Here is a 25,291-nt window from a genome sequence, read left to right on the forward strand (position 1 = left end):
CGAGTGCCTCGCCGTCGAGGAACCCGGCCGGCGGCTCGACCCCCCGGCCATCGTCCAGCGACGCCGCGAAACCTCGCGCCGCGCCGCCGCGCAACTCCTGAGGTTCAACCCCGTGACCCGGGCCGCGCCGAGCGGGCAGCGGTCGCCGACGGCGAGCGATCCCGCGCCGGCTCCCGAGGCTCGAACGCAACCCGGCTCACACAGCGAGCGCGCGCATCACCTCGGCGATCGTCGTCACGCCCGCGCGGGCCTTGTCGTACCCGTCCTGCTTGAGCGTGAACAGATCCCCGTCCTCGATCGCCCGCGCGGCGATCTGCGGCGCGTTGACACGCTGCATCACCATCTCCCGGATCGCCGGGTTCATCCGCAGCAGCTCGTACACGCCGACGCGCCCGCGGTACCCCGTCCCCCGGCACGCCCTGCACCCCTCGCCCCGGACGAGCACCTCACCCCTGCCCAACCCGAAGTCCTCCGGCAGGTCGCCCAGATCCGGCTTGTATTCGACCCGGCACTCCTCGCACACGCGACGCACCAGGCGCTGGGCCATCACGCCCTCGACCGACGACGACACAAGGAACGGCTCAACCCCCATGTCCAGCAACCGGGTCGTTGCTCCCGCGGCGTCGTTCGTGTGCAGGGTCGAGAAGACCAGATGCCCCGTCAGCGAGGCCTGCACCGCGACCTCCGCCGTCTCACGATCTCGGATCTCGCCGATCATCACCACGTCCGGGTCGTGACGCAGCACCGCCCGCAGCCCGGCCGCGAACGTCATCCCGATCTTCGAATGAACCTGGATCTGGTTCACACCCCCGACGTGATACTCGACCGGATCCTCGACCGTGATCACCTTGATCTCGTCGCTCACGATCCGGTTCAGCGAGGCATACAGCGTCGTCGACTTGCCCGATCCGGTCGGTCCCGTGACCAGCAGAATCCCGTGCGGACGCGCGATCAGACGGTCCCACGGCTCCAGCACCGCTCTCGGCATCCCGAGGTCGTCCAGGCTCATCAGCACAGCGGACTTGTTCAGCACGCGCAGCACCACGCCCTCGCCGAACAGCATCGGGATCACGCTCACGCGAAGGTCGTATTCCTGGACCGGGCCGCCCTCGGCACGATGGCGGAACGTGATACGCCCGTCCTGCGGGGTACGCTTCTCCGCGATGTTCAGGTTCGCCATGATCTTCAGGCGGCTGATGATCGCAGGACCGAAACGATGGATCGTCGCCGGCACGTTCGCACGCTGAAGCACGCCGTCGATCCGGTACCGGACCAGCAACTTGCCCTCGTACGGCTCGACATGCACGTCAGTCGCCCGCTCCGTCACGGCCTCCACCAGGATGTCGTTCACCAGCTTGATGACCGACGCTTCCTGCGCCTGCTCCAGTTCCTCCGCCGTCCCGGGAGCCGCCTCCGCTGCCTTCCCGGCAAGCCCCGCCGACATCTCGTCCAGCGTGTCCCCGCCGACACCGTAGTTCGCGCGGATGAACTTCCGCAGGTCGTCCTCGTCCGCAAGCACGAGATCGATCTGGCAGCCGGTCAGCAGCCGCAGCTCATCCAGCACTGCAAGCTCGAACGGGTCGCTGGTCGCCACCGTCAGCGTCCCGTTCTCCCGAGCGATCGGCACGCACGACTGCCGATACACCAGCTTCGCCGGCAGGCACTCGAGCACCTTCGGCTCGACCACCACCGAGGCCAGGTCCACCACCGGCAGGTGGAACTGGTCCCCGATCGCCTGCAGCACCTGCTCTCTGGTCACCAGCCCGAGCCGGACCAGCACCCGGTCCAGTCGTTCGCCGGTGTCGCGGTGCTCCGCCAGCGCCTGCTCCAGCTGAGCCCGGCTGATCAGCCCGCGTTCAAGAAGGACGGTCCCGATGCCCATGTGGTCTCGATTCTACAGGTCGCTCCCCCGCAGGAAGCGGCATATCTCGTAACAGCGACCACCCGATTCGGCGAATGGCCCCAGCACGCCCGAAAAAACCACGCTCGGCACGGTTTGCACGGGATTTGATCGCTCGTTACCCCGGATACGTCGCGCTCGTCCGGTCGCTCTCCCAGACGGTCACCGACCGGAGCCTTGCCCCCGGCGAGGCCTCCCGCAACGCCCCCTCCAACAAGCCGTGAAACACCAGGGCGATGTTCTCCACCGAGGGAATCATCCCGCTCCGCTCGCCGAACTCGGCCGTGTCCAGGTTCAGGTGCTTGTGGTCGAAACGGTCCACGATCGTCTCGACCACCACCCGTTCCAGGCCCGCCAGGTCCAGAATCGTTCTCCCGCCATCCGGCACGGGCATCGCCACGCACGGCTCCACGATGTAGTTGTGCCCGTGCCCGTGCGGGCTGTTGCACTTGCCGAAACACGCCCGGTTCCGCTCGTCGCTCCACGATGCGACATGCAGCCGGTGCGATGCCGCAAGTTCAAACCGCTGGCGCACCAGCACCGTGCTCGTCTCGTCGGCGTGCATCTCGAGGCAATGGTAGGGGCTGAGCCGCCACCGTACCCGCGCGAGCGGCACGGGCAACGCCCCGCGCACCGCGCCCACGATCGAGGGCAGCAGTGCGCCGGGGTCGGTCTCCGGTCTCTCGCGGCAGGCCCGCGCGATGATCGGCACCGCCGCGCGCCGCACCGCCGCGTCGAAGTCCTTGACGTTCAGCAGGTACCCGCTCTCGCCGTCGGGTTCGCCGACACAGGCGACGTCCAGTTCGTAGTGCCGTCCCAGCCCGCGCATCGGCGGCGATCCGGCGTAGCGGTTCACGCCCGGCGGGTCGTCGCCCTCGGGATTCACGGAGAACCGAACCGTGCGGCAGAGTTCGACCACGAGCGACTCTAGCGGCAGACTCCGGCCTTGTGCTACCATCCCCGCATGATCACCAACCCGCACGTTCGGCCGGTCTGGGCGGTCTGCCTCGCGGCGGCCGCGTTCTCGGGGAGCAGCGCCATGGCACAGGTGGAGACCGCCCCGAAGCCCGCGGCGCAGCCGGAATCGCTCGCGGCCAAGGACCCCGCGTACGTCCTCGGGTTCACCATGGCGGACATCGACGGCAAGGAGCGGAAACTCTCCGAGCACGCGGGCAAGGTCGTCCTGATGGTGAACGTCGCCAGCAGGTGCGGGCTGACGCCGCAGTACGAGCAGTTGCAGGGCGTCTACGAGAAGTTCAAGAAGGAGGGGCTTGTGGTGCTGGCCTTCCCGGCCAACAACTTCGGCGAGCAGGAGCCTGGCACGAACAGCGAGATCAAGGCGTTCTGCACCTCGCGTTACGGGGTGACGTTCCCGGTCTTTGCCAAGATCAGCGTCAAGGGGGACGACCAGCACGGTCTGTACAAGCGACTGACGGGGCAGCCCGAGCCGATCGGTGGCGAGGTCAAGTGGAACTTCACGAAGTTTCTTGTTGACCGTTCGGGCCGGGTGGTGGCGAGGTTCGAGCCGCGTACGAGGCCGGATGACCCCGAGGTGATCGACAGGATCGTCGAGTTGCTCGGGCAGCCCGCGCCGTCCGCGTCCGGTTCGACGGGCGCGCCGTCCGGCTCCTGACCCACGCGCCGCGGGGACCGCGCGATGCCGACCTTTGAATACACGGCCCTGAGCAGCGCGGGGCAGCGGGTGTCGGGCGAGATCGCGGGCGCCAGCGAGCAGGCCGTCCTGAGCGAACTGGAGGCGCGCCGGCTGGTGCCGGTGAGCATCCGCGAGAAGGTGGCGCGTGGCTTTCGGTTGCGGCGTGGCGTGTCTGTGCGTGCGCTGGCGAACGCGTACCAGCAGTTGGCGGACATGCTGCATGCTGGGGTGCCGATGCTTCGGGCGTTGAGGCTGCTCGGCTCGCGCAAGAGCCAGCCCGTGCTTTCAAGGGTTTTCCGCGAGATGGCGGACGCCGTGTCCGAGGGTGAGGACCTCGGGGAGGCGATGTCGCGGCGTCCGGACGTGTTCAAGCAGGTGCAGGTGGCGATGGTGCGTGCGGGGGAGAAGGGCGGGTTTCTCGACGCGGCCGTGGCGAGGCTCGGGCAGTTCCTGCTCGCGCAGGCGGAGTTGCGGAGCAAGGTCATCGGCAGCCTGGTGTACCCGTGCGCGCTGGTGGTGTTCGGTGTGGCGGTGCTTGGGTTCATCTTCGGGGTGTTCGTGCCGATGTTCCGGCCGATCTTCAACCGCCTGCCGAATGTCCCGCTCGTCACACAGGTCGTGTTCACGGCGAGCGACGCGGTGGGGCGGTACGGGCTGGTGACACTCGCGGTCGTGTCAGGGCTCGTTGTCTGCGGGATGTGGGCGGCGCGCCGTCCGGACGTGAGGCGGGCGATCGCGCGCGTCAGGACGCACGGGCCGATCATCGGGCCGCTGGTTCGGGCGCTGGCGACGGCCCGCTTCTGCCGGATGCTCGGCACGATGCTGGCGAACGGGGTTCCGATGCTTTCGGCGATGTCCACGGCGCGGGAGGCGGCCGGGAACCTGCTGCTCGAAGAGGCGGTGGAGCGGGCGATCGAGGGGGTTCGCGCGGGCGAGGCGCTCGCCCCCCCCCTTCGGGCGAGCGGCCTGTTCGCGGACGACGTGATCGAGATGATCGCGGTGGGTGAGGAGGCCGGGAACGTTGCCGAGGTGCTGATCACGGTGGCGGAGACGATCGAGAAGCGGATCGACCGCCTGCTGAGCACGGTGGTGCGGCTGATTGAGCCGCTGTTGCTGGTGGTCATTGCGATCGTGGTGCTGATCGTGGCCGTGGGCCTGATCCTGCCGCTGACGCAGTTGAGCGACATTCGGTAGGAGGAAGGGATCAAGGGACGCGGGATCAAGGGATCAGGGAGGAGGACAGTCCTCCTCGTCGTCATCGGCGCCAAGGAGGATCAGGGGAGAAGGGATCAAAGGGGGCACGGATCGAAAGAGAGAAGGGGAGGCAGAACAGGGGTTTTTGCTTGATTCGAATCCACACTTTGTGATCCACTGCCGATTCTCGCTTGCGGTGGGGGGGCTGCTCATGCTAGTATGGACTAATGTTCCGTTCGTCCCGGGTGGCTGATCCGTGGGCCGGGACGGCGGGTAGAAGAACCGAGGACGAAGTCCCCGGTGGCGGCTGAGGGGTGGCAAGGACGCCCGCGGCATCGGTCGTCTCCGGAGCAGAGCAGAAAGGACGCCCGACCATGAACCGCAAGTTCCGCCGGAGCCTCGCCCGGGGCTTCACGCTCGTAGAAGTGATGATCGTGATCGCGATCATCCTGGCGCTGAGCGCACTCGTCGGCCTGGCCGTGCTGAGCCGGCAGGAGCAGGCGAAGGAGTCGATGACGCAGGTGGACATCAACCGGATCAAGGATGCGATGCGTCTGTTCCGTCTGGATTTCGGGCGCTACCCGACGGACGACGAGGGAGTGAAGGTGCTGTGGGACAAGAACGCGCTGGACCCCGAGGCGGACGTGAGCAAGTGGCGAGGGTACCTGGAGGAGCCTCGACCGGCGGATCGGTGGGGGAACGAGTGGGGGTACCGTCAGATCAGCGACCGCGACGAGAGCCAGTTCGATCTGTGGTCGTTCGGCCCGAACGGGCAGGATGATCAGGGCGGCGAGGACGACATCACGTCGTGGCCGAAGGATGAGGAAGGCGATCTCGGCGGTCCGTTCATGCCGCCGGGTCGTGGCTGATCCTCCGATCGCGCGGCGTGCCGTGCGAGGAGGGACCGACAGGTGCGACGCGGAGCGTTCACGCTGTTCGAGGTTCTGGTTGCGATTGCGTTGTTGATCGCGGCGGCGTCGCTGGCCGCGCCCGCGCTGGCGCGTCGGATGGGGGCCGCGCTGTTCGATGAATCGACGCGGCAGTTGGAGGGGGCGATCGCGCTGTGCCGCGCGGAGGCGCTGCGTGAGGGGAGGCCGATCGCGCTGATCGCACAGCCAGCGCGGGACGGGCTTCGGCTGCTGGGGCGTCCGATCGGGGATGAGGAACCGGTCGAAGGCGTCGTGGACGCGAGCGGGACGGGCGAGGGGTGGTTCGTGTCGCCGGGCGAGTCTGCCGGTTCCGTGTGGGGGAGCGCGGTTTCGCAGGGTGAGATTCCCGTCTTCGTGCTGCCTTCGGGTGTGCGTGTGAGCGCGGAGCGTCCGGTGCCGACGGAGGCGATCGGGTTGGGTGTGGCGAGCGCGGGTGCCGGGGTCGGTCTTTCGCGGATGGATGGCGGGTTTGAGGCGGAAGCGGACGTGCCGCTGACGATCGCGGTGTTCCTGCCGGACGGAGGCGCGCTGGAGACCGCGCCGTTCTGGCTGATCGGGCCGGAGGGTCGGTCTGTCGAGGTTCGGATCAGCGCGGCGACGGGGAAGGCAACGCTTCGGGGGGTGCGTGCCGTCGCTCCGACCGGCGGCGCACGGTCGACTGCGTTCGAGGTTCCGCGGGGGGTCAGGCCGTGATCGCGTGCCGCGCGAGGCGGGTTGACGGTCGGAGCCGCGGCGCGTTGCTGCTGGAGGTGATCCTGTCGCTGGCGATGTTCGCGATGGCGGCGATGGCGATATTGGCTGCGCTGACGCAGGGTACGACTGCGTTGGAGCGAGTGCGTGACGCCGCGTTGGCGGTGGACCTGGCGCGGACGGCGATGGCTGAGATCGAGGCTGGGGTGGCATCGCCTGCGAGTCTGAACGGGCCTGTGCCGGCGTGGCACGAGAGCGAGCGTGCGGAGGAGACGGGGGCGTTCGCGGATGCCCCCCCCTCGGGGACGGGGTGGGAGTTGGTGGTGGAGACCTCGCCTTCGGGGTTCCCGGAGTTGACGCACGTGCGGGTGACGTCGCTGAAGGTGTCGCCGGGCGGGGCGACGCTGGCGTCGTACACGCTGCACCAGTTGGTTCGGCTGGGCGCGATGGCGGAGGACGAGGTGGGGGCGGAGGACGAGTTGATGGACGCGATCCGCCGGGGCGAGCGTGAGCGGGAACAGCAGGAGCGATTCAACCGTCCGGACCCGTTCGAGCGTGAAAGCCCGCTGGACAGGCCTGGGAGGTTCGATGCGCCGGCGCGGCGGCCGGGCGGGGGGGGGCGTCGATGAGGCGGCGGGCGTTCACGCTGATGGAGACGCTGGTGGCGATCGTGCTGCTGCTCGCCCTGTCGGGGGCGGTGATGTCGTTCTTCTGGGACTCGCTGTCGCGGCGCGACACGCTGCTCGCGCTGAGCGGCGAGGTGCGGGCCGGGACGCTGCTGCTGGAACGGCTAGAGGCGGACTTCCTGACGGCGGTGGCGGCGGACGGAAAGGGGGGGGCTGGGATCACGGGGGATCGCGCGTCGGTGCGGGTCGTCTCGCGCGGGGTTCGGCCGACGCTGAACGGCGGGACGGCGGCGGGGGCGCTCGGGGACGAGCAGGGACTGGCGGTTCGGTTCGACGAGGGTACGGGCCGCGTGAGCCTGCGTCGGTGGTCGGGTGACGATCCGGGCGAGGAGTCGGACGAGGTCGTTGCGGAGGGCGTGTCCGCGCTGCGGCTGCGGTACTTTGATGGGCGTTCGTGGCGGGATTCGTTCGACAGCAAGGCGGCGGGCGACCTGCCGGTGGCGGTGGAGGTGGCGTTGTGGTTCCGTCGGCCGGGCGATCCTCCGCCTCGGCCGGCGGTGGAGGGGGGGCCTGCCGCGCCGACGGAGGGGACCGAGCCTGAGGGGGGGGTGGAAGATGATCCGTTCGCGATGCCGGCGCCGTTCGAGGAGCCGGCGGTGTGGGAGGAGGAGGCGGTTGCGCCTGAGCTGCCGGAGCGTGAGCCGGACAGGGTGCGTGTGATCATCGTGCCGGACGGGCCGTCCGCGGCGTGGAGGGCATCGCGATGAGGACGCCTGCCCGCCGGGGGACGGTGGTGTTCGCGGTGCTCGTGGTCATCACGCTGGGCGCGTTGGCGGCGGCGACGGTGCTGGTGAGCGCGGACGCCTCGATCGCGGAGGCGGAAGTGACGGTCACGCGAGCGCAGTCGCGTGCGCTGGCGTGGTCGGGCGTGCAGGTGGTGATGGCGGAGTTGGCGTCGCAGCGGGAGGCGTTGCTGGACGGGCGTTTGCCGCGGATCACGGAGGAGTGGGAGTTGTTCACGGATGAGGCGGGGCGTCGGTGGATGGTCCGGCTGATCGACCTGGGCGGGCCCGGGGGCGTGCCGATCGTGAGCGAGAGCGGGAAACTGGACCTGAACACGGCAACGGAGGCGATGCTCGCGCTGCTGCCGGGCGTGGGCGACTCGCTTGCGAAGCGGATCGTTGAGGCGAGGGCGGAGCGGCCGCTGACGAGCGTGGACGAGTTGCTTTCGATCGAAGGGTTCACGCCGGAGATGGTGTATGGCGAGGAGGTTGGCGGGGTGGCGGAATCGCCGGCGGTTGAGGGGGCGTCGCTGCCGCTCGCGGATGTGGTGACGGTGTACTCGTTTGACCCGAACGTGCAGAGCGGGGCGGGTGACGATCCGCAGCGGCACCGGGGGCGCAAGCGTGTGAACCTGAACCAGGCATGGTCGGACAGCCTGCGCAGCGCGCTGGTTGACCGTTTCGGCGAGGGCGTTGCGCAGGGCGTCGAACAGATCATGAAGAACGGGACGGAGTTCAAGACGGAGGCGGACTTCGTGCGGGTGATGCGGTTCTTCCAGGTTCCACCCGCGGACTGGGTGGAGGCGCTGGACGCGCTGTGTACGAGCGACGACGACTATCTGCTCGGCCGCGTTGACCTGGGCACCGCGCCGGCCGAGGCGCTGGCGTGCGTGCCGGGGGTCGATGCGGCCGCGGCGGAGGCGATCGTGGCGGCGCGGGAGCGTCTGGACGAGACGCTGCGCAAGAGCGTGGCTTGGCCTGCCGCGGAGGGGATCGTGTCGGAGGAGCAGTTCCAGGAGGCGGTGCCCTGGCTGACGACGCGGGCGATGCAATGGCGTGTGCGGCTGGAGGCAGGGGTCGCGCCGGCGGAATCGGTGGTCGGTGTCGGTGAGGCGCCGGCGCTGTCACAGCGGATGGTGCTGGAGGCGGTGATCGATGTGTCGTCGCAGCGGCCGCGGGTTGCGTATCTGCGGGACGTGACGCTGTTGCCGCTGGCGAGACGGCTGTATGCAGGGCGTGTTGCGGAGGTGGAGGAGGAGGCGTGGTTGCCTGGTGAGGGAGTGGCCGAGGAGGGCGCGGTCGACCCTACCGCAGCGTCGGGTCTGCCGCCGCTGGAGTGGGAGAGGTGGGCGACGAACGAGCCGACGCGGCTTTCGCCGAGTTCGGCGTCGAGTGTGGGGGCATCCACCGAACCGATTGGCGCCGCGGGAGTTGATGGGTTCGGGTACGATGGCGGGCGCGGCGCGGAGTTGCCGTCCGGTGGAGAGCCGGGCGTGTCGGGAGTTGATGCCGCACCTTCGGCCGGCGGTGATCCCCGCATCGGCCGGTGGACGCCACGGAGGGCGCGAAGCCGATGAACACGCGGCGCAGATCATCGGTGGTGCTCTCGCTGGACCGCGACGGCGTGGTGGCGGTGTGGGGCGAGGTCTCGGGCGGGCGTGTCGGTGTCAAGGCGTGGGTGAACGCGCGCCTGCCCGAGGAGGTTGACTCGTCGGACGCGTCGGCGGTGGGTGGTTGGCTTCGGCAGACGCTGCGGGACGCGGGGATCACGGCGCGGGCGGCGGTGTTCGCGGTGCCTCGGGCGAACGTGGTGCTGAAGCGGTTGACGCTGCCGAGGCCCGAGGACGGGGAAGAGGCGGACCTGGCGGGGATGGTCGCGCTGCAGATGTCTCGGCAGTTGACGATGCCGATGCAGGGGGCGGTGATTGATTTCCTGCCGATCGACCTGCCGGAGGGGACGGAGACGACGGTGCTTGCGGGTGCATTGCCGGGCGACCAGGTGACGTGGTGCCGGTCGGTGGCGAAGGCGGCGGGCCTGCGTGTGAAGGGGATTCATCTTCGGGGCGAGGGGGCGGCCGCGCTGCTGGCGGAGCTGTCGCACCGGCAGGACGGGGCGTTGATCGGGGTTGCGATCGCGGGGGACGCGGTTGAACTGGTGGTGATCGAGGAAGGTCGGCTGGTGTCGTCGCGCGGGGTGGACGTGCCGGCGGGGGACGACCCTGCTTTCGCGCAGCGGCTCGCCGTGGAGGCGAAGCGGACGTGGATGAGTTACCGGGGGACGCGTGATTCGGCGGAGGTCGAGTGCGTGGCGGTGCTGGGGTCCGGGGCGCGGGTGGAGGCGGTGGGTGCGGCGTGCGGGCGCGAGCTGGAGCTGCCGTGGTCGCGGGTGGGGCTGCCGGGGATGGTGGATCTGCCGGAGGAGTTGCGACGAGCGGAGGCGGTGCTGCCGCTGGTGCCGCTGATCGGGCTGTTCGTGGGGCAGTTGGCGTCGCGTGAGTGGCTGGACTTCGCGAACCCGAGGCGAGCGCCGGATCGGGCGGCGCGGGTTCGGCAGGCCGCGTTGCTGGGCGTGTTCGGGGCGATCGTGGTCGGGGGGGGGGCGTACGTGTGGGGTTTGAACCGGCTTGCCGCGCTGGACGGGCGGATCGCGGCGGAGAAGGCGCGGAACGAGAAACTGGTTGAGCGGTACTCGCAGCACGTTCGGCAGAAGGCGCGGCTGGAGCACCTGGAGCGTTGGTCGGGGCTTGGCGTGGACTGGCTGGCGCACCTGGAGTGGATCGGTGACCAGGCGCCGGCGGACGGGAGCGCGCTGGTGGACCAGATCGACGGGTCGCTGGAGGCGAGCGTGGCGTTCGCGTCGCGGGAGCGGCAGTACACGACTGGGAAATGGTCGCAGCAGCAGGAGTCGCGGTTCCGGGTGCGGGGGCAGTCTCAGCAGCGAACGGCGGCGGACGAGCTGCGCGGGCGGTTGGTGGCGGACCGGGTGTACCGGGTGGACACGACGGGTCCGGACGTGCCGAACCGGTTCGATTTCACGCTGGTGACGGGGCAGAAGCGGCCAGATCGGCCCGCGAACGGGGCTCCGGACGTCGGGGGTGGCGGATGAGGTCACGGGGGCGTCTCATCGCGGGGGTGATCGGCGTGGGTGTCGCGGGCTGGATCGGTTACGCCGCGTACGGGCGGTTCTACGCGAAGCCGGCGGCGGAGCGGCTGGCGAGGCTGGAATCGTTCGAGAGATCGTCGCGGTGGCTCGAGGAGCAGATGGAGGATGAGTTCCGCGTGCGTGAGCGTCTTGCGGAGTATGCGGCGAGGACGCTCGGAGCTTCGGCGGAGGTCGTGGAGCACCGTTTCCGCACGGGTTTGAGCGCGATCGCGGCGTCGGCGGGGCTGCGCGACGTGGTGGTGACGCAGAATCGGCCGACGCCGGAGGGGAACCCTGCGGCGCGGGAGCGAGTGCGTGACTTCACGCGGGAGCAGTTGAGAGTCGCGGACTTCTACACGGTCGCGGGCGAGTTGCGCGGGAAGGGGACGCTGGAGCAGGCGACGCGGGCGATCGCGTTGGCGCAGGCGCAGCCGTGGGTGGCTCGGGTGACGTCGCTTTCGCTGCGTCCTGAGTCGGAGGATCGGCAGCAGTTTGAGTTGCGGTTGTCGGTGCAGGCGTTGGTGCTGCCGGACGTGGCGAAGGACTCGGAGACGACGCCGCCGGTGATCGTGGAGCCCGCGGAGGAAGCGGAGCGTTTTGCTGCGTCGGTGGCGTCGCGGAATGCGTTTGCGCCGCCGAAGCCGGAGCCGGCGCCGCGACAGCCGAGGCCTGAGCAGAGGGAGGCGGATCGTCCGCCGCCGCCTCCGCCACCCCCTCCGTATGACCTGTGGCGTCTGAACGCGGTGGTGTCGGCGGGCGGCGAGGTTGAGGCGTGGCTGGTCAACATTAAGAGCGGTGAGTGGCGGTCGCTGCGACCTGGGGAGGGGGTGCTGGACGCGGTGCTGGTGGAGGCGGGGGGTGAGAAGGCGGTTTTCAGGATCGGGGAGCGGGCGTTCCAAGTTCTGTTGAATGAGACACTTGCGCAAAGGCAGCCGGTGCCGTGAGGCGGCTGTCGGTGGTATCGGTATAGTGGCTACTAGCCGAGGCGGCCGCCGGAGGGCGGCGTTCGTTGGCAGAAGGAGCGAGTCCATGGCCCGGCAGGCACAGAGACGGTTGATGGTGGCGGCATCCCTCTTTGCGGCGGCGGGGGGGGCGTGCTCGGTGTTCGCGCAGGAAGCGGTAGCGCCGGAGGGGATCGTCGCGCCTGAGGCGCCGGCGCCACCGGCGTCGGAACCGGCCCCCGCGGCCGCCGTCGAGCATCCGGAGGAGCGGCGCGCGCAGCCGGAGGATCGTCGTGTGGGGTTCGTGTTCAAGGACACGCCGTTCGACCAGGTGCTGGACTATTTCGCGCGGACGACGGGCCTTCCGATCGTGCGTGAGGCGCCGGTGCCCGCGGGTGCGATGACGTGGGTCGGGGGGCAGACGGAGTACTCGTTCGCGGAAGCGCTGAGCATCCTGAACCTGAACCTTCGGATGCACGGGGTGATGCTTCGGCGTGAGCAGAACTATCTGTATCTCTCGACGCTAGCGGACGCCGTGAAGAGGCCGAGCGAGGTTTTCGACGCTTCGCTGATCCCGCCCGGCGTGACGCCGGACCAGATTCTGACGGTGATGATCCCTCTGCAGAACTCGCGGGCGAACGTGGTTGCGGAGCAGATCAAGCCCTTGCTCGCGCCGTTCGGTGCGGTGACGGCGGTCGAGGCTCAGAACATGCTGATCCTCGTGGAGACGGCGGCGCAGTGCGTTCGTCTGCGGGACGTGATCGCGTTGATCGACGCGCAGAGGCCGGTGGACTCGGCGTTCGAGCTTTTCCGGCTTCGGCACGCGAACGCGGAGCAGGCGGTGACCGCGCTGAAGGGGCTGGTGGGTCAGCGTGTGGTGAAGCAGATCATCAACCCGCAGGACGGGAAGGTGCGGACGCTGGAGGAGATCGACATCGCGGGGCTGAGCCTGGAGTCGGACAAGCGGACGAACTCGGTGATCGCGGTGGGTCCTGAGGCTCGGCTTCAGACGGTGCGGGAGCTCATCACGATCATCGACGTGCCCGGGGACGGCGTGACTGGCGATCGGCAGATGATGACGTTCGCGCTGGAGACGATCACGCCGGACGAGGCGGCGCAGCGGCTCAACGCGCTGTACGCGGCGGTGCCGCAGGAGTCGAAGCCGGTGGTTGTGCCGCTCGGCACGGTGAACAAGGTGAGCGTGGTGGCGTCGCAGTCGTTGCTGGCGCAGGCGAGCGCGCTGATCGGTGAGATCGACCCGGCGGCGGAGACGGGGCATGCTCGCCGGCCGGCTGCGGAGAGCGTGGGGCGGGTGGTGGCGTTGAAGCACGTGGAGCCTGCGCGGGTGGAGCAGATTCTGTCGCGGATGCTGACACCGCGGCAGCAGTCGGCGGTGCGATTCACGGCGACGCCGGACGGTCGCGGCTTGCTGGTGGCGGGTCCGCCCGCGGAGGTGGCGGCGCTGGAGGGCCTGATCGCGGGCCTGGACGTGCGTTCGGGGGCGGACGTGGAGGTGCGGGTGGTTCGGATCGCGACGGGCGACCCCGCGGCGATGCTGGCGCGTGCGCAGGAACTGGACGCTGCGACGGGCGAGGCGGAGCGTGACCCGGTGCGTGCGACGCTGGACGGGGCGAGCCGGAGCGTGACGCTGATCGGGACGCGGGCGGGTCTGGCGCGGTTGGAGCAGTTGCTGCGGACGGCGGAGTCCGGGGTGGTGGTGGACGTTGAGAGCCGGGCGTATGCGCTGAAGACGGCGGTGCCGTCGCAGCTGGGTCCGCGGCTGGAGCGGTTGGCTCGTCCGATGCTGACGCCGGACGACGGGTCGGCGTACCACGAGCCGACGTTCGAGCCGCTGGACGAGCTGGACACGCTGATCGTGCGTGCGCTGCCCGGGCAGCACGGTGTGCTGGAGCGGTTGATCGCGCAGCTGGACGCGGAGGAGCCGGGCCGGCGTGAGTTCCGGGTGGTTCCTGCGGGCGCGGGCGATCCCGCGAAGGTTCGGGCGCGTGTGGAGGAGTTGCTGACGCGTCTGAACGAGGGGCTGCCGCGTGAGCAGCAGGGGCGGGTGGAGATCGAGATCGACGCGGTGTCGGGGAACCTGCTGGTGATGGGGGATCCGGCGGGGATGCAGCAGTTTTCGAGCGTGATCGGGCAGGTGCAGCAGTTGGTCTCGCCGGTGCGTGAGGTCCGGATGATCGAGTTGAAGCTGGCGAGCGTGCACGAGGTGATCTCGTTTCTGAACGAGATGGCGGCGGCGAGTGAGTCTCTGATCATCCAGGGCGGTCCGAGGCCGGTGTTCGAGCCGATCGAGTCGACGAACTCGCTGCTGGTTGCTGCGCAGCCGTCGCAGTTGGCGGTGATCGAGCAGTTGGTTCGGAGCGTGGACGCGCGTCAGGCCGGGGAGAGGCCTCCGCTGCGGATTCTGAGGCTGCGGAGCACGGACGCGGGGAACCTGGCGCAGGTGCTGCAGTCGTCGTTCGACCAGCGGACGCCGGAAGAGCGATCGAAGCAGCCTGTGAACGTGCGGGCGGACGACCCGACGAACACGCTGATCGTGTCGGCGCACCCTGACCTGCTGCCGGAGATCGAGGCGATCGTGGAGCAGTTGAATGAGACGCAGGCGCTGGACGCCGAGGGCCGGGAGATTCGCATCTTCCCGCTGGCGTGGGCGCGAGCGGAGGAGTTGGCGCAGACGATCGACCAGATGTATCCGGAGCCGCCGATGCCGATCGATCCTCGGACTCGGCTGCCTCGTCCGGACCTGCGGCTTCCGAAGGAGATCACGGTGCGTGCGGACCGGGCGACGAACTCGCTGATCGTGGACGCTCCTGGGAAGCGTCTGGCGGGTTTCGAGCAGATCGTGCGTTCGCTGGACCAGCAGCACCGTGGCGACGACGCGGAGGTGCGGACGTACCGGCTGGAGCGGGCGGACCTGGACGCGGTGGCGAGGACGCTGCGTGAGCTCTCGTCGAGCGGTGCGTTTCGGGTTGGGAGCCGGACGCCGGTGACGGTGAGCACGGAGCCGGCGACGCGGTCGCTGGTGGTGAGCGGGCCGTCGGCGGTGTTCGCGGACGTGGAGCGTGTGCTGCAGGAGATCGGGCAGGCGCCGGACCGTCCGGCGACGACGCTGAAGATGTACGCGCTCAAGCACGCGCGGGCGGAGCGGTTGCAGCCGCTGCTGCGGGACCTGCTGGCGACGCGGTTGCGTGACGAGGAGGAGCGTGCGGGGCGTTCTCCGGCGGCTGCGGAGGCGTTGCTGAACGTGTCGTCGCACGCGGGTTCGAACACGCTGATCATCTCCGCGCCGGAGGCGATCCAGCAGGTCGCGGAGGAGCTGGTGCGTGCGCTGGACACGGAGGCGGCGGCGTCCGGTCGGCGAGTGATCCGGGTGACGCCGCTGTCGTACGCGGACGCCTCGGCGGTGGCGCAGACGCTGACGGCGACGATCCCGAGCATGGAGCTGCCCGGCGGTGGCGACGTGCGGGTGATCGCGGCGACCGGCTCGAACGCGCTGATCCTGTCGGGGTCGGAGGCGGACCTGCGGAAGGTGGAGGAACTGGTTGCGCCGCTGGACGTTCGGCCGGTGGACCCGGAGACGATGGGAGTCGAGACGTTCGCGCTTGAACACGCGGACGCGACGCAGATCGCGCAGACGGTGGAGCGGCTGCTGATGCAGCAGCAGGAGACGGACCCCCGGATTCTGACGCTGCAGTTGCGTTATGCGCGGACGCCGGAGTTGTTCCGTCGTCCGACGATCCGTGTGGAGGCGGAGCAGCGAACAAACTCGCTGATCGTGTCCGCGCCCGCGGAGACGCTGGACCTGGCGCGGACGATCATCCGGCGCTTGGATGAGCCGGTGGAGGCGACGGGGCGCGTGGTGGAGACGTTCACGCCGGCGCGGGCCGCGCCGGGTGAACTGGCGCAGACGGTGGCGCGGATCGTGAACCAGACGGTGCCGCAGGGCCGGCGTGCGATGGAACTGACGCCCGACGCTCGCTCGGGGAGCATCGTCGCGGTAGGAACGCAGGAGCAGGTGGCCGAGGCGGTGCGGCTGATGTCGGAGTTCGACGGCCGGGTGCCGGGTGTGCCGCAGACGGAGCTGGCGGTGGTGGAGTTGCGTCACGCGGACGCGCGTGCGGTTGCCGGGACGGTGGAGTCGCTGGTCTCGGATCGGGCGCGGTGGCCTGCGGAGTTGGTGCGGGCGGAGCGAGCGGGGGTGTCGGTGGCGTCGCCGCGGGTGAACGCGGACGCGCAGACGAACCGCCTGGTGATCAGCGCGCCGAGCGTGCTGGTGCCGATGGCGCGTCAGCTGGTGGAGACGCTGGACCAGCCTGCGGCTTCGCGGTCGGTGCAGGTGGCGGTGTTCCGGTTCGAGCGTGGGCAGGCGGCGAGCGCGGCGGAGGCGTTGCGGGCCGCGCTGACGGCGCAGGCACGGCCGGGTGAGCCGACGCCGACGGTGACGCCGGAACCCGCGAGCAACTCGGTGATCGTGGCGGCGTCTGCGGAACGGCTTGCGCAGGCGGGGGAACTGGTGCGAGAGATGGACGCGACGGTGGAGCCTGACCGCGTGTCGGTGCGGACGGTGTTCCTGCGGCACGCGCGGGCGGAGACGGTGGCGCCGATCGTCGAGCAGGTGCTGGTGCGTGAGTCCGCGATCGACATGGTGCCGGAGTGGCAGCGGTGGCAGTTCCTGCTGCGCGGGCCTGGCGAGGAACGGACGGCGAAGGTGCGCGTGGCGGCGGAGCGGCGGCTGAACGCGGTGGTGGTGAGCGCACCGCCTGCGACGCTGGAGCTTGCGGAGCAGGTGATCGCGCAGCTGGACGCGCCGCCGGAAGGCGGGCCGGGGGGCGAGCGTCTGGTGCGGGTGATCCCGCTGGTGAACGCGGACGCGACGACGCTGGCGCAGAACCTCGAGGCGGTGTTCGCGGACGAGGCGGACGGGAGGCAGCCGCCGACGATCCGGGTGGACGCGGGCGGGAACGCGCTGATCGTGCGGGCGACGGCGGCGCAGATGCAGACGGTGGACCGGCTGGCGCGCGAACTGGACGCGGCGACACTGACGACGAGCCGGCAGATGCGGATGATCCCGATCGACCGCTCTCGGGCGGACGCGCAGCTGATGGCGGCGACGCTGAAGCGGCTGCTGGAGCAGCAGGGCGGCGTGAAGGTCGAGATCATCTCGACGGAGGAGCTGCTGCAGGGGGACGCGAAGCCGTCGGGGGGGGGGGAGCCGCGCAGCGACGCGGGGTTTCGGCGTGCGCCTGCGGTGACGGGCGGGCCGGCGGGCGCGCTGGTGTGGGTCGTCGGGTCGGGGGCGATGGCGCAGCCGGAGGCGGAGGCCGAGGAGCCGACGGTGCGGATCGCGGTCGATCCGTCGTCGAACAGCCTGGTGGTGGTCGGGTCGCCGCGGCTGACGGAGCGGGTGCTGGAGCTGGCGCGGCTGATCGAGCAGCAGATGCCGGCGGAGCCGACGTCGGTGCGGATCGTGACGCTGCCTGCGTCGGCGGATGCACGGGCGATCCAGCAGCTGGTGTCGCAGACGGTGAGCAACGTCGGGAGTGTGTCGGCGGCCAACCCGGGCGGGTTCACGGGTCGCGTGGCGGTCGCGTCGGACCCGAGCGAGACCGCGCTGATCGTGTGGGCGAACGACACGGACTTTCAGACGGTTGGGCGCTTGATCGCATCGCTGGCGTCGCTGGAGGCGCAGCGGTCGCTGACGGTGAAGATTTATCCTTTGTCGAACGTGACGGCGGCGGGAGCGGCGTCGGCGATCCAGGACTTGTTCCAGATCACGCCGCGCGGGCGGCAGGCGCAGCGGCTCCGGGGCCTGGACCTGACGGTGGTGGCGCCGGGCGAGCGGCCGGTGCGTGGGGCGGTCGATCCGTCGCTGGTGACGGTGACTCCGGACCCGGGGGGGGCGTCGGTGATCGTGGCCGCGCCGGACGAGGCGATCGGGCTGATCGACGGGCTGATCTCGCTGCTGGACCAGAGTCCTGTGGCGGACCGGCTGGCGATCCGTCGCTATGCGCTGGAGAACGCGCGGGCGACGGAGTTGTCGCCGACGCTGCAGCAGTTGTTCGAGGCGCAGCGGCAGGGGCCGGGGGCGAACGACCTGCCGCGGGCGCGGTTCATCGCGGACGACCGGACGAACTCGATGCTGGTGACGGCGTCGGCGTCGCAGCACGAGGAGATCGTGCGGCTGCTGGCGGCGGCGGACGTTCGGCAGGCGGAGGACGGGCTTTCGCTGGCGATCCTGCCGCTGGCGCACGCGCAGCCGAGCACGGTGCAGCGGATCGTGGAGCAGGTGCTGATCGGGCGTGATCCGGGTCGGCGTGAGCGCATCCAGATATCGGCGGAGGACCAGTCGGGTCTGCTGGTGGTGCGGGCTTCGGAGGCGGACCTGGCGGACGTGCGGTCGGTGGTCGCGGAGGTGGACACGAGCAAGGTTGCGGACCTGCCGGTGCGTGCGATCAGGCTGCACAACGCGGATGCGCAGACGGTGTCGCAGGCGTTGCGGCAGTTCTACCAGGACCGTGCGCAGGCGACGCAGCGTGCGGGGCGGCGTGCGGGGCCTGGGGTGGCGATCACGGGAGATCGTCGGAGCGGGACGGTGGTGATCGCGGCGAGCGACGAGGACTTCGAGCAGTTGCGTTCGCTGGCTTCGACGTTCGACGAGGCTGCGCCGTCGAAGGAGATGCGGTTCAACATCGTGCAGTTGCAGCACGTGCGCGTGACGGACATCCAGGAGACGGTGACGGACATCGCGTGGGAGTTGCAGTACGAGCGGATGCCGTGGTTCGGGGGGAGGCCGGAGGCGTCGAGCGAGGACAAGTTGTTCGTGAGTCCGAACGAGCACACGAACAGCATCGTGGTGATGGGCCAGGGCGAGACGATGGCGACGATGGAGCGGATCATCGCCGCGCTGGACCAGCCTCGTTCGGACCTGACCGCGCTGGTGGTGCGTGCGGTGCCGGTGCGCAACGCGGACCCTCAGGCGCTGGCGAACGTGATCCAGCGTTCGATGGTGACGCCGGGGTGGCGGACGTGGCGCGGTCCGGATCCGGACGCGGTGACGGTGGAGGTGGACCGTCGGCGTCGGACGCTGATCCTGGTGGGCAAGGGGGCGAAGGTCGAGCAGGCGCAGGCGTACGTCGAGCAGCTGGACACGGCGAGCGGCAGGCCGGATCAGGTGATCGAGTCGATCCGGCTTGAGCACGCGCAGGCGGACCGGGCGGGGAACAGCCTGCGGCAGTTCTTCCTGGAGCGGGCGCGGGCGGAGGGGCTTCCGGAGGACGGGCTGTCGATCATCGGTTCGCGTGACGGGAACGTGCTGCTGGTGTCGGCGGACCCTGTGAGCATGGCGATGATCCGCGACATGGTTGCGCAGCTGGACCAGCCGGAGCTGGGTCCGGACCGCCGGCGGGAGATGTACTACCTGCAGAACACGAACGTTGCGGACGCGGCGAACGTGATCCGTGAGCAGTTCCCGGCGACGGGTCGCGCGGAGGACCGCGTGATCGTGACAGCGCAGCCGAGCACGAACTCGCTGATCGTTTCCGCGCCCGGGAAGGTGTTCGCGCAGGTGGACGGGTTGGTGGCGATGCTGGACGAGGTTCGGCAGGTTGGATCGATCGTGACGATCAGCCTGGAGAAGGCGCGGGTGCAGGAGGTGGTGGAGGCGTTGCGGGCCGCGCTGCCTGAGAACCTGAAGGTCAAGATCACGCCGGTGGTTCGCAGCAACTCGATCATGCTGACGGGATCGGACGAGGCGATCGCGCAGGTGCAGGAGCACGTTCGCCGGCTGGACGTGGAGCCTGAGCAGCAGATGCAGCAGTTCCGCGTGGTGCGGCTGAACCACGCGCTGGCGACGGACGTGCGTTTCACGCTGAACCTGCTGCTGCGGAACCGGCCGCGGGGTACCGGGGAGCCGGACCCGAGCATCGACTTCAACAGCATCGACAACACGCTGAGCATCCTGGCGACGCCGGACCAGATGCGTCAGATTTCGGAGATGATCGAGCAGCTGGACGTGCCGTCCGGTCCGGGTCGGAAGTCGGAGTTCGTGAAGCTGGAGTTCGCGGACGCGGAGCAGACGGCCAAGGCGCTGGGCGTGTTCTACGGGCGGTTCGCGGCGGAGGCGACGACGGCGGGGGCGCGGAACGCGACGATCATCGCGGACCCGACGAGCAACTCGCTGGTGATCAGCGCGGACGAAGGGGAGTGGGAGAACATCCGGGCGCTGCTTTCGAAGCTTGACACGGAGGCGTACGACACGTCGCGGCAGCTGGTGGTGATCCCGCTGAAGCACGCGGACGCGACGAGCGTGGCGCGAGCGCTGAACGAGGGGTTCCGGGCGCAGTTGCAGGACCAGGCGATGGCGGAGCAGTTGCGTCGAGCGCAGGACCAGGCCAACCGTGGGGTTCGGCAGGACGAGCGATCGGCCGCGCTGCCGCCGCCCGTGCTGGTGTCGGCGGAGGGGACGCCGTCGGTCTCGGCGGAGGTGTTCACGAACTCGCTGATCGTTTCGGCTGGCCGCCAGGAGCTGCTGCGCATCGAGCGAGTGGTGGAGCAGTTGGACGTGCCGGGGTTCGCGGCGATGCCCGAGCCGACGGTGATCCCGATCGACGCGGGGAAGGCGTCGCAGGTGGCGCAGGCGATCCGCGAGATGTTCCAGTCGGACCGCATCCGTCGCACCGGCCCCGGCGCGGTGATGGTGTACGGCGACGACGCGAGCAACGCGCTGATCGTGCGTGCGGCGGGGACGGAGCTGGCGCAGATCAAGGCGTTGGCGCAGGCGATCGTTTCGGGGAGCGGGCTGCGGGTCTCGCCGCACGTGCTGCGGCTGACGAGCATCCCGGCGGCGAGGCTGCAGCAGACGATCCGTGCGACGTTCGCGCCTGCGGCGCAGCAGCTTGGCGAGACGCTGAGCGTGGAGGTTGACCGGACGACGAACTCGCTGGTGATCGCGGCTTCGCCGGGCATTTTCGAGCAGATCGAGCGCGTGGTGCGTGAGCTGGACACGCCTGCGATTGCGCCGGACGGCGTGGACCAGCCGATCGGTCCTGGGGGGATCGCGCCCGGGGTGTTCATCATCGACGTGCAGAACAACTCGGCGGAGGCGGTCCGGCAGATGCTGGAGCAGATGGGCGTGACGCGCCCGCCGCAGGGGGATCGGCCTGGTGTGGTCTCGGAGCCGGTGACGCTGATTCCGCTGAAGACTCGGCAGGCGCTGGCGGTGATCGCGGGGGCGCACGACGGTCAGGTGATCGTGGGCCTGGTGCGTGCGCTGGACGCCGCGCCCGCGGACGCGACGCAGCACGCGTCGGTGATCCAGTTGCGGCTGGCGTCCGCGGAAGCGCTGGTGCAGACGCTGCGGGTGATGCTGGATCCGGCGCAGCAGGCGTCGGGGTCGAGTCAGGCGGCTGCGCTGTCGGAGCACGTGCGGCGGCTGAACCTGAGGCCGACGGGGCTGGACCAGGGGAAGTTGGAACTCGACCTCTCCAGGCCGATCCGGCTGGTGCCGGACGTGCAGTCGAACGCGGTGGTGATCGCGTCGACGGAGGGGAACGTTCGGGTGATGGAGTCGGTGGTGCGTTCGCTGGACACGCTGCCGATCGGGGATTCGGTGGTGGTGCGCATCTTCCCGCTGGAGAACTCGGCCGCGGTGCGGGTGCGTGGGATCATCGAGCAGTTGTTCAGCCAGGGGGAGGCGTTGCGGCGACTGCCGGGGACGCAGCGGCGCGGTCTGCCGGTGACGACGACGGGCCAGGCGCTGGCCGGCGAGATCGCGGTGTCCGTGGACGAGCGCACGAACGCGCTGATCGTGGCCGGTCGTGAGGAGGCGGTCGCGCTCGTGGAGGTGCTGATCCGCGACCTGGACGACGACCGTGCGGAGCGTTGGGTGGAGCCGACGATCATCCGGCTGGAACACGCGGACGCGCGGACGGTTGCGGCGACGTTGCGGAGCGTGCTGATCGACGCGCAGGCATCGACGCCGGAGATCGCCGCGCTTCGGAACCAGGCGGCTCGGCTGCGGATGGTGCAGAAGGGCGGGGATCCGATGGACCCTGCGTCGCGGATCGAGTCGGACATCTTCGCGCCGCTGGTGGGGCTTTCGATCACGCCGGAGACGGACCTGAACTCGATCATCGTGGTCGGGACGCCGGCGAACCTGCGGCTGGTGAACGAGCTGGTGTCGCAGCTGGACGTGGAACTGGCGGCGGCGGGGAACCTGGTGCGGTTCTTCCCGTTGAAGCACGCGCTGGCGGACCGCGTCGGAGCGATCATCGGTGACGTCTTCCGGCAGCGTGAGCAGGCGGGTTCGCTGCGGCCGGAGGACCGTCTGGTGATCTCGTCGGACCTGCGAACGAACAGCCTGATCGTGGCGACGAGCCAGCGCAGTTTCGAGGTCGTGGGGAGCCTGATCGAGTCGCTGGACACGGCGGACGCGTCGTATTCCGTGGGGCTGCACGTGATCCCGGTGCCGGACGGGAACGTGACGCAGCTGGCCGCGAGCCTTGACCGCCTGATGCGTGACCGGATCGCGGCGACGCAGCGTGCGGGGAGCGTGCAGTCGCCGGGGGACGTGTTCAGCATCGTGCCGGACGCGACGAACAACCTGCTGATCCTGGCGTGCAGCGACGAGAACCTGCAGCTGGTGCGGGATTTCATCGAGGCGCTGCGGAAGGACGCGAACGCGATCCTGCGCGGGGAGCGGGTGGCGTTGATCCAGTTGAAGGCGGCGCGGGCGGTGGACGCGGTGCAGTCGATCAACAGCCTGTACGTGCAGCGTGAGAACGAGCGGCGCGGGTCGGGGAGCGTGCTGGTGGTGCCGAACCCGCGTCTGAACGCGCTGATCGTGAGCGGGACGCAGGACGACGTGAACGTGATCCGCGGGCTGGTGGAGCGGCTGGACACGAACGAGATCGCGACGGTGCAGGACGTTCGGCGGATCGAGTTGAAGTCGGCGAACGCGATCGAGGTGGTGCAGCTGATCCAGGGCGTGCTTGCGGGGCGTTCGCTGTCCGGTGCGGCGGGGGGGCAGGCGGTGCGGCTGCGGTACTTCCGCGACCAGGTGGCACAGGGGGCGGAGGGGCTTGCCGGGCGCGACATGACCGAGGCGGAGGTGGACGACTTCATCCGGGAGCAGGTGCGGATCACGCCGGACCTTCGGACGAACTCGGTGATGGTGGCCGCGCCGACGCAGATCGTCGACCTGGTGTCGGCGATCGTTTCGGACCTGGACATGAGCCGAGCGGGGTCGCGGAAGATCGAGCACTACCGGCTGGTGAACGCGGATGCGCGCGCGATGGCGCAGTTGCTGCGCGACCTGTTCAACCTGCAGCAGCAGGGCGACCGGCTGGTGCTGATCCCGACGGGGATGCCCGGGGCGGAGGACGACCCGACGCTGAGCGGCCTCGGGCGAACGAACGTGACGGCGGTGCCGGACGTTCGGCAGGAGCTCTCGATCACGATCGACGCGCGGACGAACTCGCTGCTGGTGTCGGGGACGGAGGAGTACCTGGAACTGGTGGGGGACGTGGTGCGTGAGCTGGACTCGATCCAGGCGAACGAGCGCGAGCAGATGGTCGTGCACCTTGCGAACGCGCGTGCGACGGACGTGGAGCGCACGCTGCAGGGGTACTTCCAGTCGGAGGCGGACCGGCTGCAGCGGACGCTGAGCGCGGAGATGCAAGGCTCGGCGGCGAGGCAGCTGGAGAACGAGGTGACGATCGTCGGGGACGAGAAGAGCAACAAGCTGCTGATCTCGGCGTCGCCGCGGTACCTGGACACGGTGGAGCGGATCGTGCGTGAGTTGGACGCCGCGCCGCCGCAGGTGATGATCCAGGTGCTGCTGGCGGAGGTGTCGCTGGACGCGGAGAACACGTGGGGGTTCGACGTTCGCGTGGGGGGCGACACGGGCCTGGGGAACGACGCGTACAAGATCGGGGTGTTCGCGGCTGGGACGGGGGTCTCGTCGGCGATCGGGACGCCGAACATCGCGGTGTCGTCGCTGGACTTCGAGTTGCTGATCCGCGCGCTGGAGGTGCAGGGGAAACTGGAGGTTCTGAGCCGGCCGCAGGTGACGGTGCGGAACAACGAGATCGCGCGGATTCAGGTGGGCGAGGACATCGGGCTGGTGTCGGCGTTCGACCGTTCGGACACGGGGAACGTGCGATCGGACGTGCAGCGGCGTGAGATCGGGATCATCCTGCAGGTGGTGCCGACGATCAGCCCGGACGGGTTCGTGCGGATGGACATCCGACCCGAGATTTCGACGCTGAGCCAGCGCGAGATTCAGATTTCGGAGAACCTGTCCAGCCCGGTGATCAACGTTCGCAAGGTGGAGACGACGGTGGCGGTGATGGACGGGCAGACGGTGGTGATCGGCGGCCTGATCCAGACGACGGCGGAGGAGCGCGAGAACCGCATCCCGTTCTTCGGGCACCTGCCGGTGGTGGGCGGGCTGTTCCGCTCGAACAAGATGCTGAACCAGAAGACGGAATTGCTGGTGATCCTGACGCCTCGGATCGTGCCCGGGGGGTCGGGTTCGATCGAGCGGTACCAGCGTTTGAGCGACGGTGAGATCATGCGGATCAGCGATCCGCAGCGGGTGATCGAGGCGTTGGACGACACGGAGGTGCCGAAGCGGCTGTCGCCGCAGCCGATGGACGAGTTCCCGGCGGATGCCCCGAAGTTCCCCGCGGATGAGAGGCGGGGCGAGCCGGAGGGCGACTCGATGAGGCCGGTGTCGAGCGGCGTTGACTGGGATAGCGTTCCGCGTTTCCCGGCGGATCGGGCGCGGCGGGAGGAGATGGCCGATGACGGGCGATGATCGGCGGCTGCGGTTGGCGGTTTGTGTGGCGGCCGCCGTGCTTGCGCCGTCGGTGGCGTCGCTGACGGGGTGCGCGTCGTCGGGTACGGTGGAGGAGGATCGGAGACATGCGATCCCGCCCGCGCCGGCGGGCGCGCCGGTGTCGTACGTGACGCTGGGGGTGGACGCGCCGGTTGACGAGGACCGCAACGGCTACCCGGACACGCTGCTGGTGACGATGTATTTCTGGATCAACGGCTACCCGGTGCCGGTGCACGAGGACGGCGGTGTCCGGCTGGCGTTGACGGACACGGCGTCGGGGCGGGAACTGGCGACGTGGACGATGACGGAAGGGATGCTGGCGGCGACGCGGCGCCGCAACGCGGTGGGGCCGGTGCATCTGTTCCAGTTGGACATCCGTCAGGCGTCGACGGACCAGTTCCCTGCGACGACGACGGAACTGACGGCGGTGTTCACCCCGACGGACGGGGGGCCGAGAGCGGACACGCCGCGGCCGATCACGTTCCGGATGGGCGGCCGGTGAGGCGATACGTCAGGAAGGTTCGCGGCGCCTTAGCGCAAACTTAGCCGGAATCCGCGTGGTTTCGGGCGGGTGCTG

General features: G+C 69.7%; 13 protein-coding genes. 11 read left to right on the forward strand and 2 right to left on the reverse strand.

Annotated elements, in window-relative coordinates:
* Positions 1 to 196 precede the first annotated feature (196 nt).
* Both FBT69_04400 and FBT69_04405 read right to left on the reverse strand, forming a co-directional pair.
* The gene (locus tag FBT69_04400; GenBank protein MDL1904040.1) at positions 197 to 1,882 is read right to left on the reverse strand and encodes a type II/IV secretion system protein; all 1,686 of its coding nucleotides are present in this window, start codon (positions 1,880 to 1,882) and stop codon (positions 197 to 199) included.
* Positions 1,883 to 2,018: 136 nt separating this feature from the next.
* A complete protein-coding gene (locus tag FBT69_04405) occupies positions 2,019 to 2,858 on the reverse strand; it encodes a hypothetical protein (GenBank protein MDL1904041.1) in 840 nt (279 codons plus the stop codon).
* A gap of 168 nt (positions 2,859 to 3,026) precedes the next feature.
* Between FBT69_04405 and FBT69_04410 the strand changes: the two genes are divergently transcribed.
* From FBT69_04410 to FBT69_04460, 11 genes are all read left to right on the forward strand, one after another.
* On the forward strand, positions 3,027 to 3,533 hold the full coding sequence (locus tag FBT69_04410) for a glutathione peroxidase (GenBank protein MDL1904042.1): 507 nt from the start codon (positions 3,027 to 3,029) through the stop codon (positions 3,531 to 3,533).
* A gap of 24 nt (positions 3,534 to 3,557) precedes the next feature.
* Positions 3,558 to 4,748 carry a type II secretion system F family protein gene (locus tag FBT69_04415; GenBank protein ID MDL1904043.1) on the forward strand — a complete coding sequence of 397 codons (1,191 nt, stop codon included), beginning with the start codon at positions 3,558 to 3,560 and terminating at the stop codon, positions 4,746 to 4,748.
* Positions 4,749 to 5,122: 374 nt separating this feature from the next.
* Positions 5,123 to 5,617, forward strand: a complete 495-nt coding sequence (gene gspG / locus FBT69_04420) for a type II secretion system protein GspG (GenBank protein MDL1904044.1) — start codon at positions 5,123 to 5,125, stop codon at positions 5,615 to 5,617.
* A gap of 42 nt (positions 5,618 to 5,659) precedes the next feature.
* A complete protein-coding gene (locus tag FBT69_04425) occupies positions 5,660 to 6,370 on the forward strand; it encodes a hypothetical protein (protein MDL1904045.1) in 711 nt (236 codons plus the stop codon).
* Entirely contained in the window at positions 6,367 to 6,996 is a 630-nt protein-coding gene (locus FBT69_04430; protein ID MDL1904046.1) for a hypothetical protein, read from the forward strand. Before FBT69_04425 ends, FBT69_04430 begins: the two co-directional genes overlap by 4 nt.
* Entirely contained in the window at positions 6,993 to 7,760 is a 768-nt protein-coding gene (locus FBT69_04435) for a hypothetical protein (protein MDL1904047.1), read from the forward strand. Before FBT69_04430 ends, FBT69_04435 begins: the two co-directional genes overlap by 4 nt.
* A gap of 275 nt (positions 7,761 to 8,035) precedes the next feature.
* Positions 8,036 to 9,352, forward strand: a complete 1,317-nt coding sequence (locus FBT69_04440; GenBank protein ID MDL1904048.1) for a helix-hairpin-helix domain-containing protein — start codon at positions 8,036 to 8,038, stop codon at positions 9,350 to 9,352.
* On the forward strand, positions 9,349 to 10,881 hold the full coding sequence (locus FBT69_04445; protein MDL1904049.1) for a hypothetical protein: 1,533 nt from the start codon (positions 9,349 to 9,351) through the stop codon (positions 10,879 to 10,881). Before FBT69_04440 ends, FBT69_04445 begins: the two co-directional genes overlap by 4 nt.
* Positions 10,878 to 11,861: a hypothetical protein gene (locus tag FBT69_04450; protein ID MDL1904050.1), complete on the forward strand. Its 984-nt coding sequence runs from the start codon at positions 10,878 to 10,880 to the stop codon at positions 11,859 to 11,861. The genes FBT69_04445 and FBT69_04450 overlap by 4 nt, the downstream gene beginning before the upstream one ends.
* Positions 11,862 to 11,946: 85 nt before the next feature.
* Positions 11,947 to 24,693, forward strand: coding sequence for a hypothetical protein (locus FBT69_04455; protein ID MDL1904051.1), 12,747 nt, complete (start codon positions 11,947 to 11,949; stop codon positions 24,691 to 24,693).
* Positions 24,680 to 25,216 carry a hypothetical protein gene (locus tag FBT69_04460; protein ID MDL1904052.1) on the forward strand — a complete coding sequence of 179 codons (537 nt, stop codon included), beginning with the start codon at positions 24,680 to 24,682 and terminating at the stop codon, positions 25,214 to 25,216. Before FBT69_04455 ends, FBT69_04460 begins: the two co-directional genes overlap by 14 nt.
* Positions 25,217 to 25,291: the final 75 nt, after the last annotated feature.

It is taken from the genome of Synechococcales cyanobacterium CNB (genome assembly GCA_030263455.1).
In the GTDB taxonomy this organism is placed as follows: domain Bacteria; phylum Planctomycetota; class Phycisphaerae; order Phycisphaerales; family UBA1924; genus CAADGN01.

What these genes read in the sequence shown, in the direction of transcription:
- FBT69_04455 (MDL1904051.1), top strand. Translation starts at nt 11,947, where the DNA reads ATGGCCCGGCAGGCACAGAGACGGTTGATGGTGGCGGCATCCCTCTTT.
- FBT69_04405 (MDL1904041.1), bottom strand. Translation starts at nt 2,858, where the DNA reads ATGGTAGCACAAGGCCGGAGTCTGCCGCTAGAGTCGCTCGTGGTCGAA.
- FBT69_04450 (MDL1904050.1), top strand. Translation starts at nt 10,878, where the DNA reads ATGAGGTCACGGGGGCGTCTCATCGCGGGGGTGATCGGCGTGGGTGTC.
- FBT69_04460 (MDL1904052.1), top strand. Translation starts at nt 24,680, where the DNA reads ATGACGGGCGATGATCGGCGGCTGCGGTTGGCGGTTTGTGTGGCGGCC.
- FBT69_04435 (MDL1904047.1), top strand. Translation starts at nt 6,993, where the DNA reads ATGAGGCGGCGGGCGTTCACGCTGATGGAGACGCTGGTGGCGATCGTG.
- FBT69_04440 (MDL1904048.1), top strand. Translation starts at nt 8,036, where the DNA reads ATGGTCCGGCTGATCGACCTGGGCGGGCCCGGGGGCGTGCCGATCGTG.
- FBT69_04445 (MDL1904049.1), top strand. Translation starts at nt 9,349, where the DNA reads ATGAACACGCGGCGCAGATCATCGGTGGTGCTCTCGCTGGACCGCGAC.
- gspG (MDL1904044.1), top strand. Translation starts at nt 5,123, where the DNA reads ATGAACCGCAAGTTCCGCCGGAGCCTCGCCCGGGGCTTCACGCTCGTA.
- FBT69_04415 (MDL1904043.1), top strand. Translation starts at nt 3,558, where the DNA reads ATGCCGACCTTTGAATACACGGCCCTGAGCAGCGCGGGGCAGCGGGTG.
- FBT69_04410 (MDL1904042.1), top strand. Translation starts at nt 3,027, where the DNA reads ATGGCGGACATCGACGGCAAGGAGCGGAAACTCTCCGAGCACGCGGGC.
- FBT69_04400 (MDL1904040.1), bottom strand. Translation starts at nt 1,882, where the DNA reads ATGGGCATCGGGACCGTCCTTCTTGAACGCGGGCTGATCAGCCGGGCT.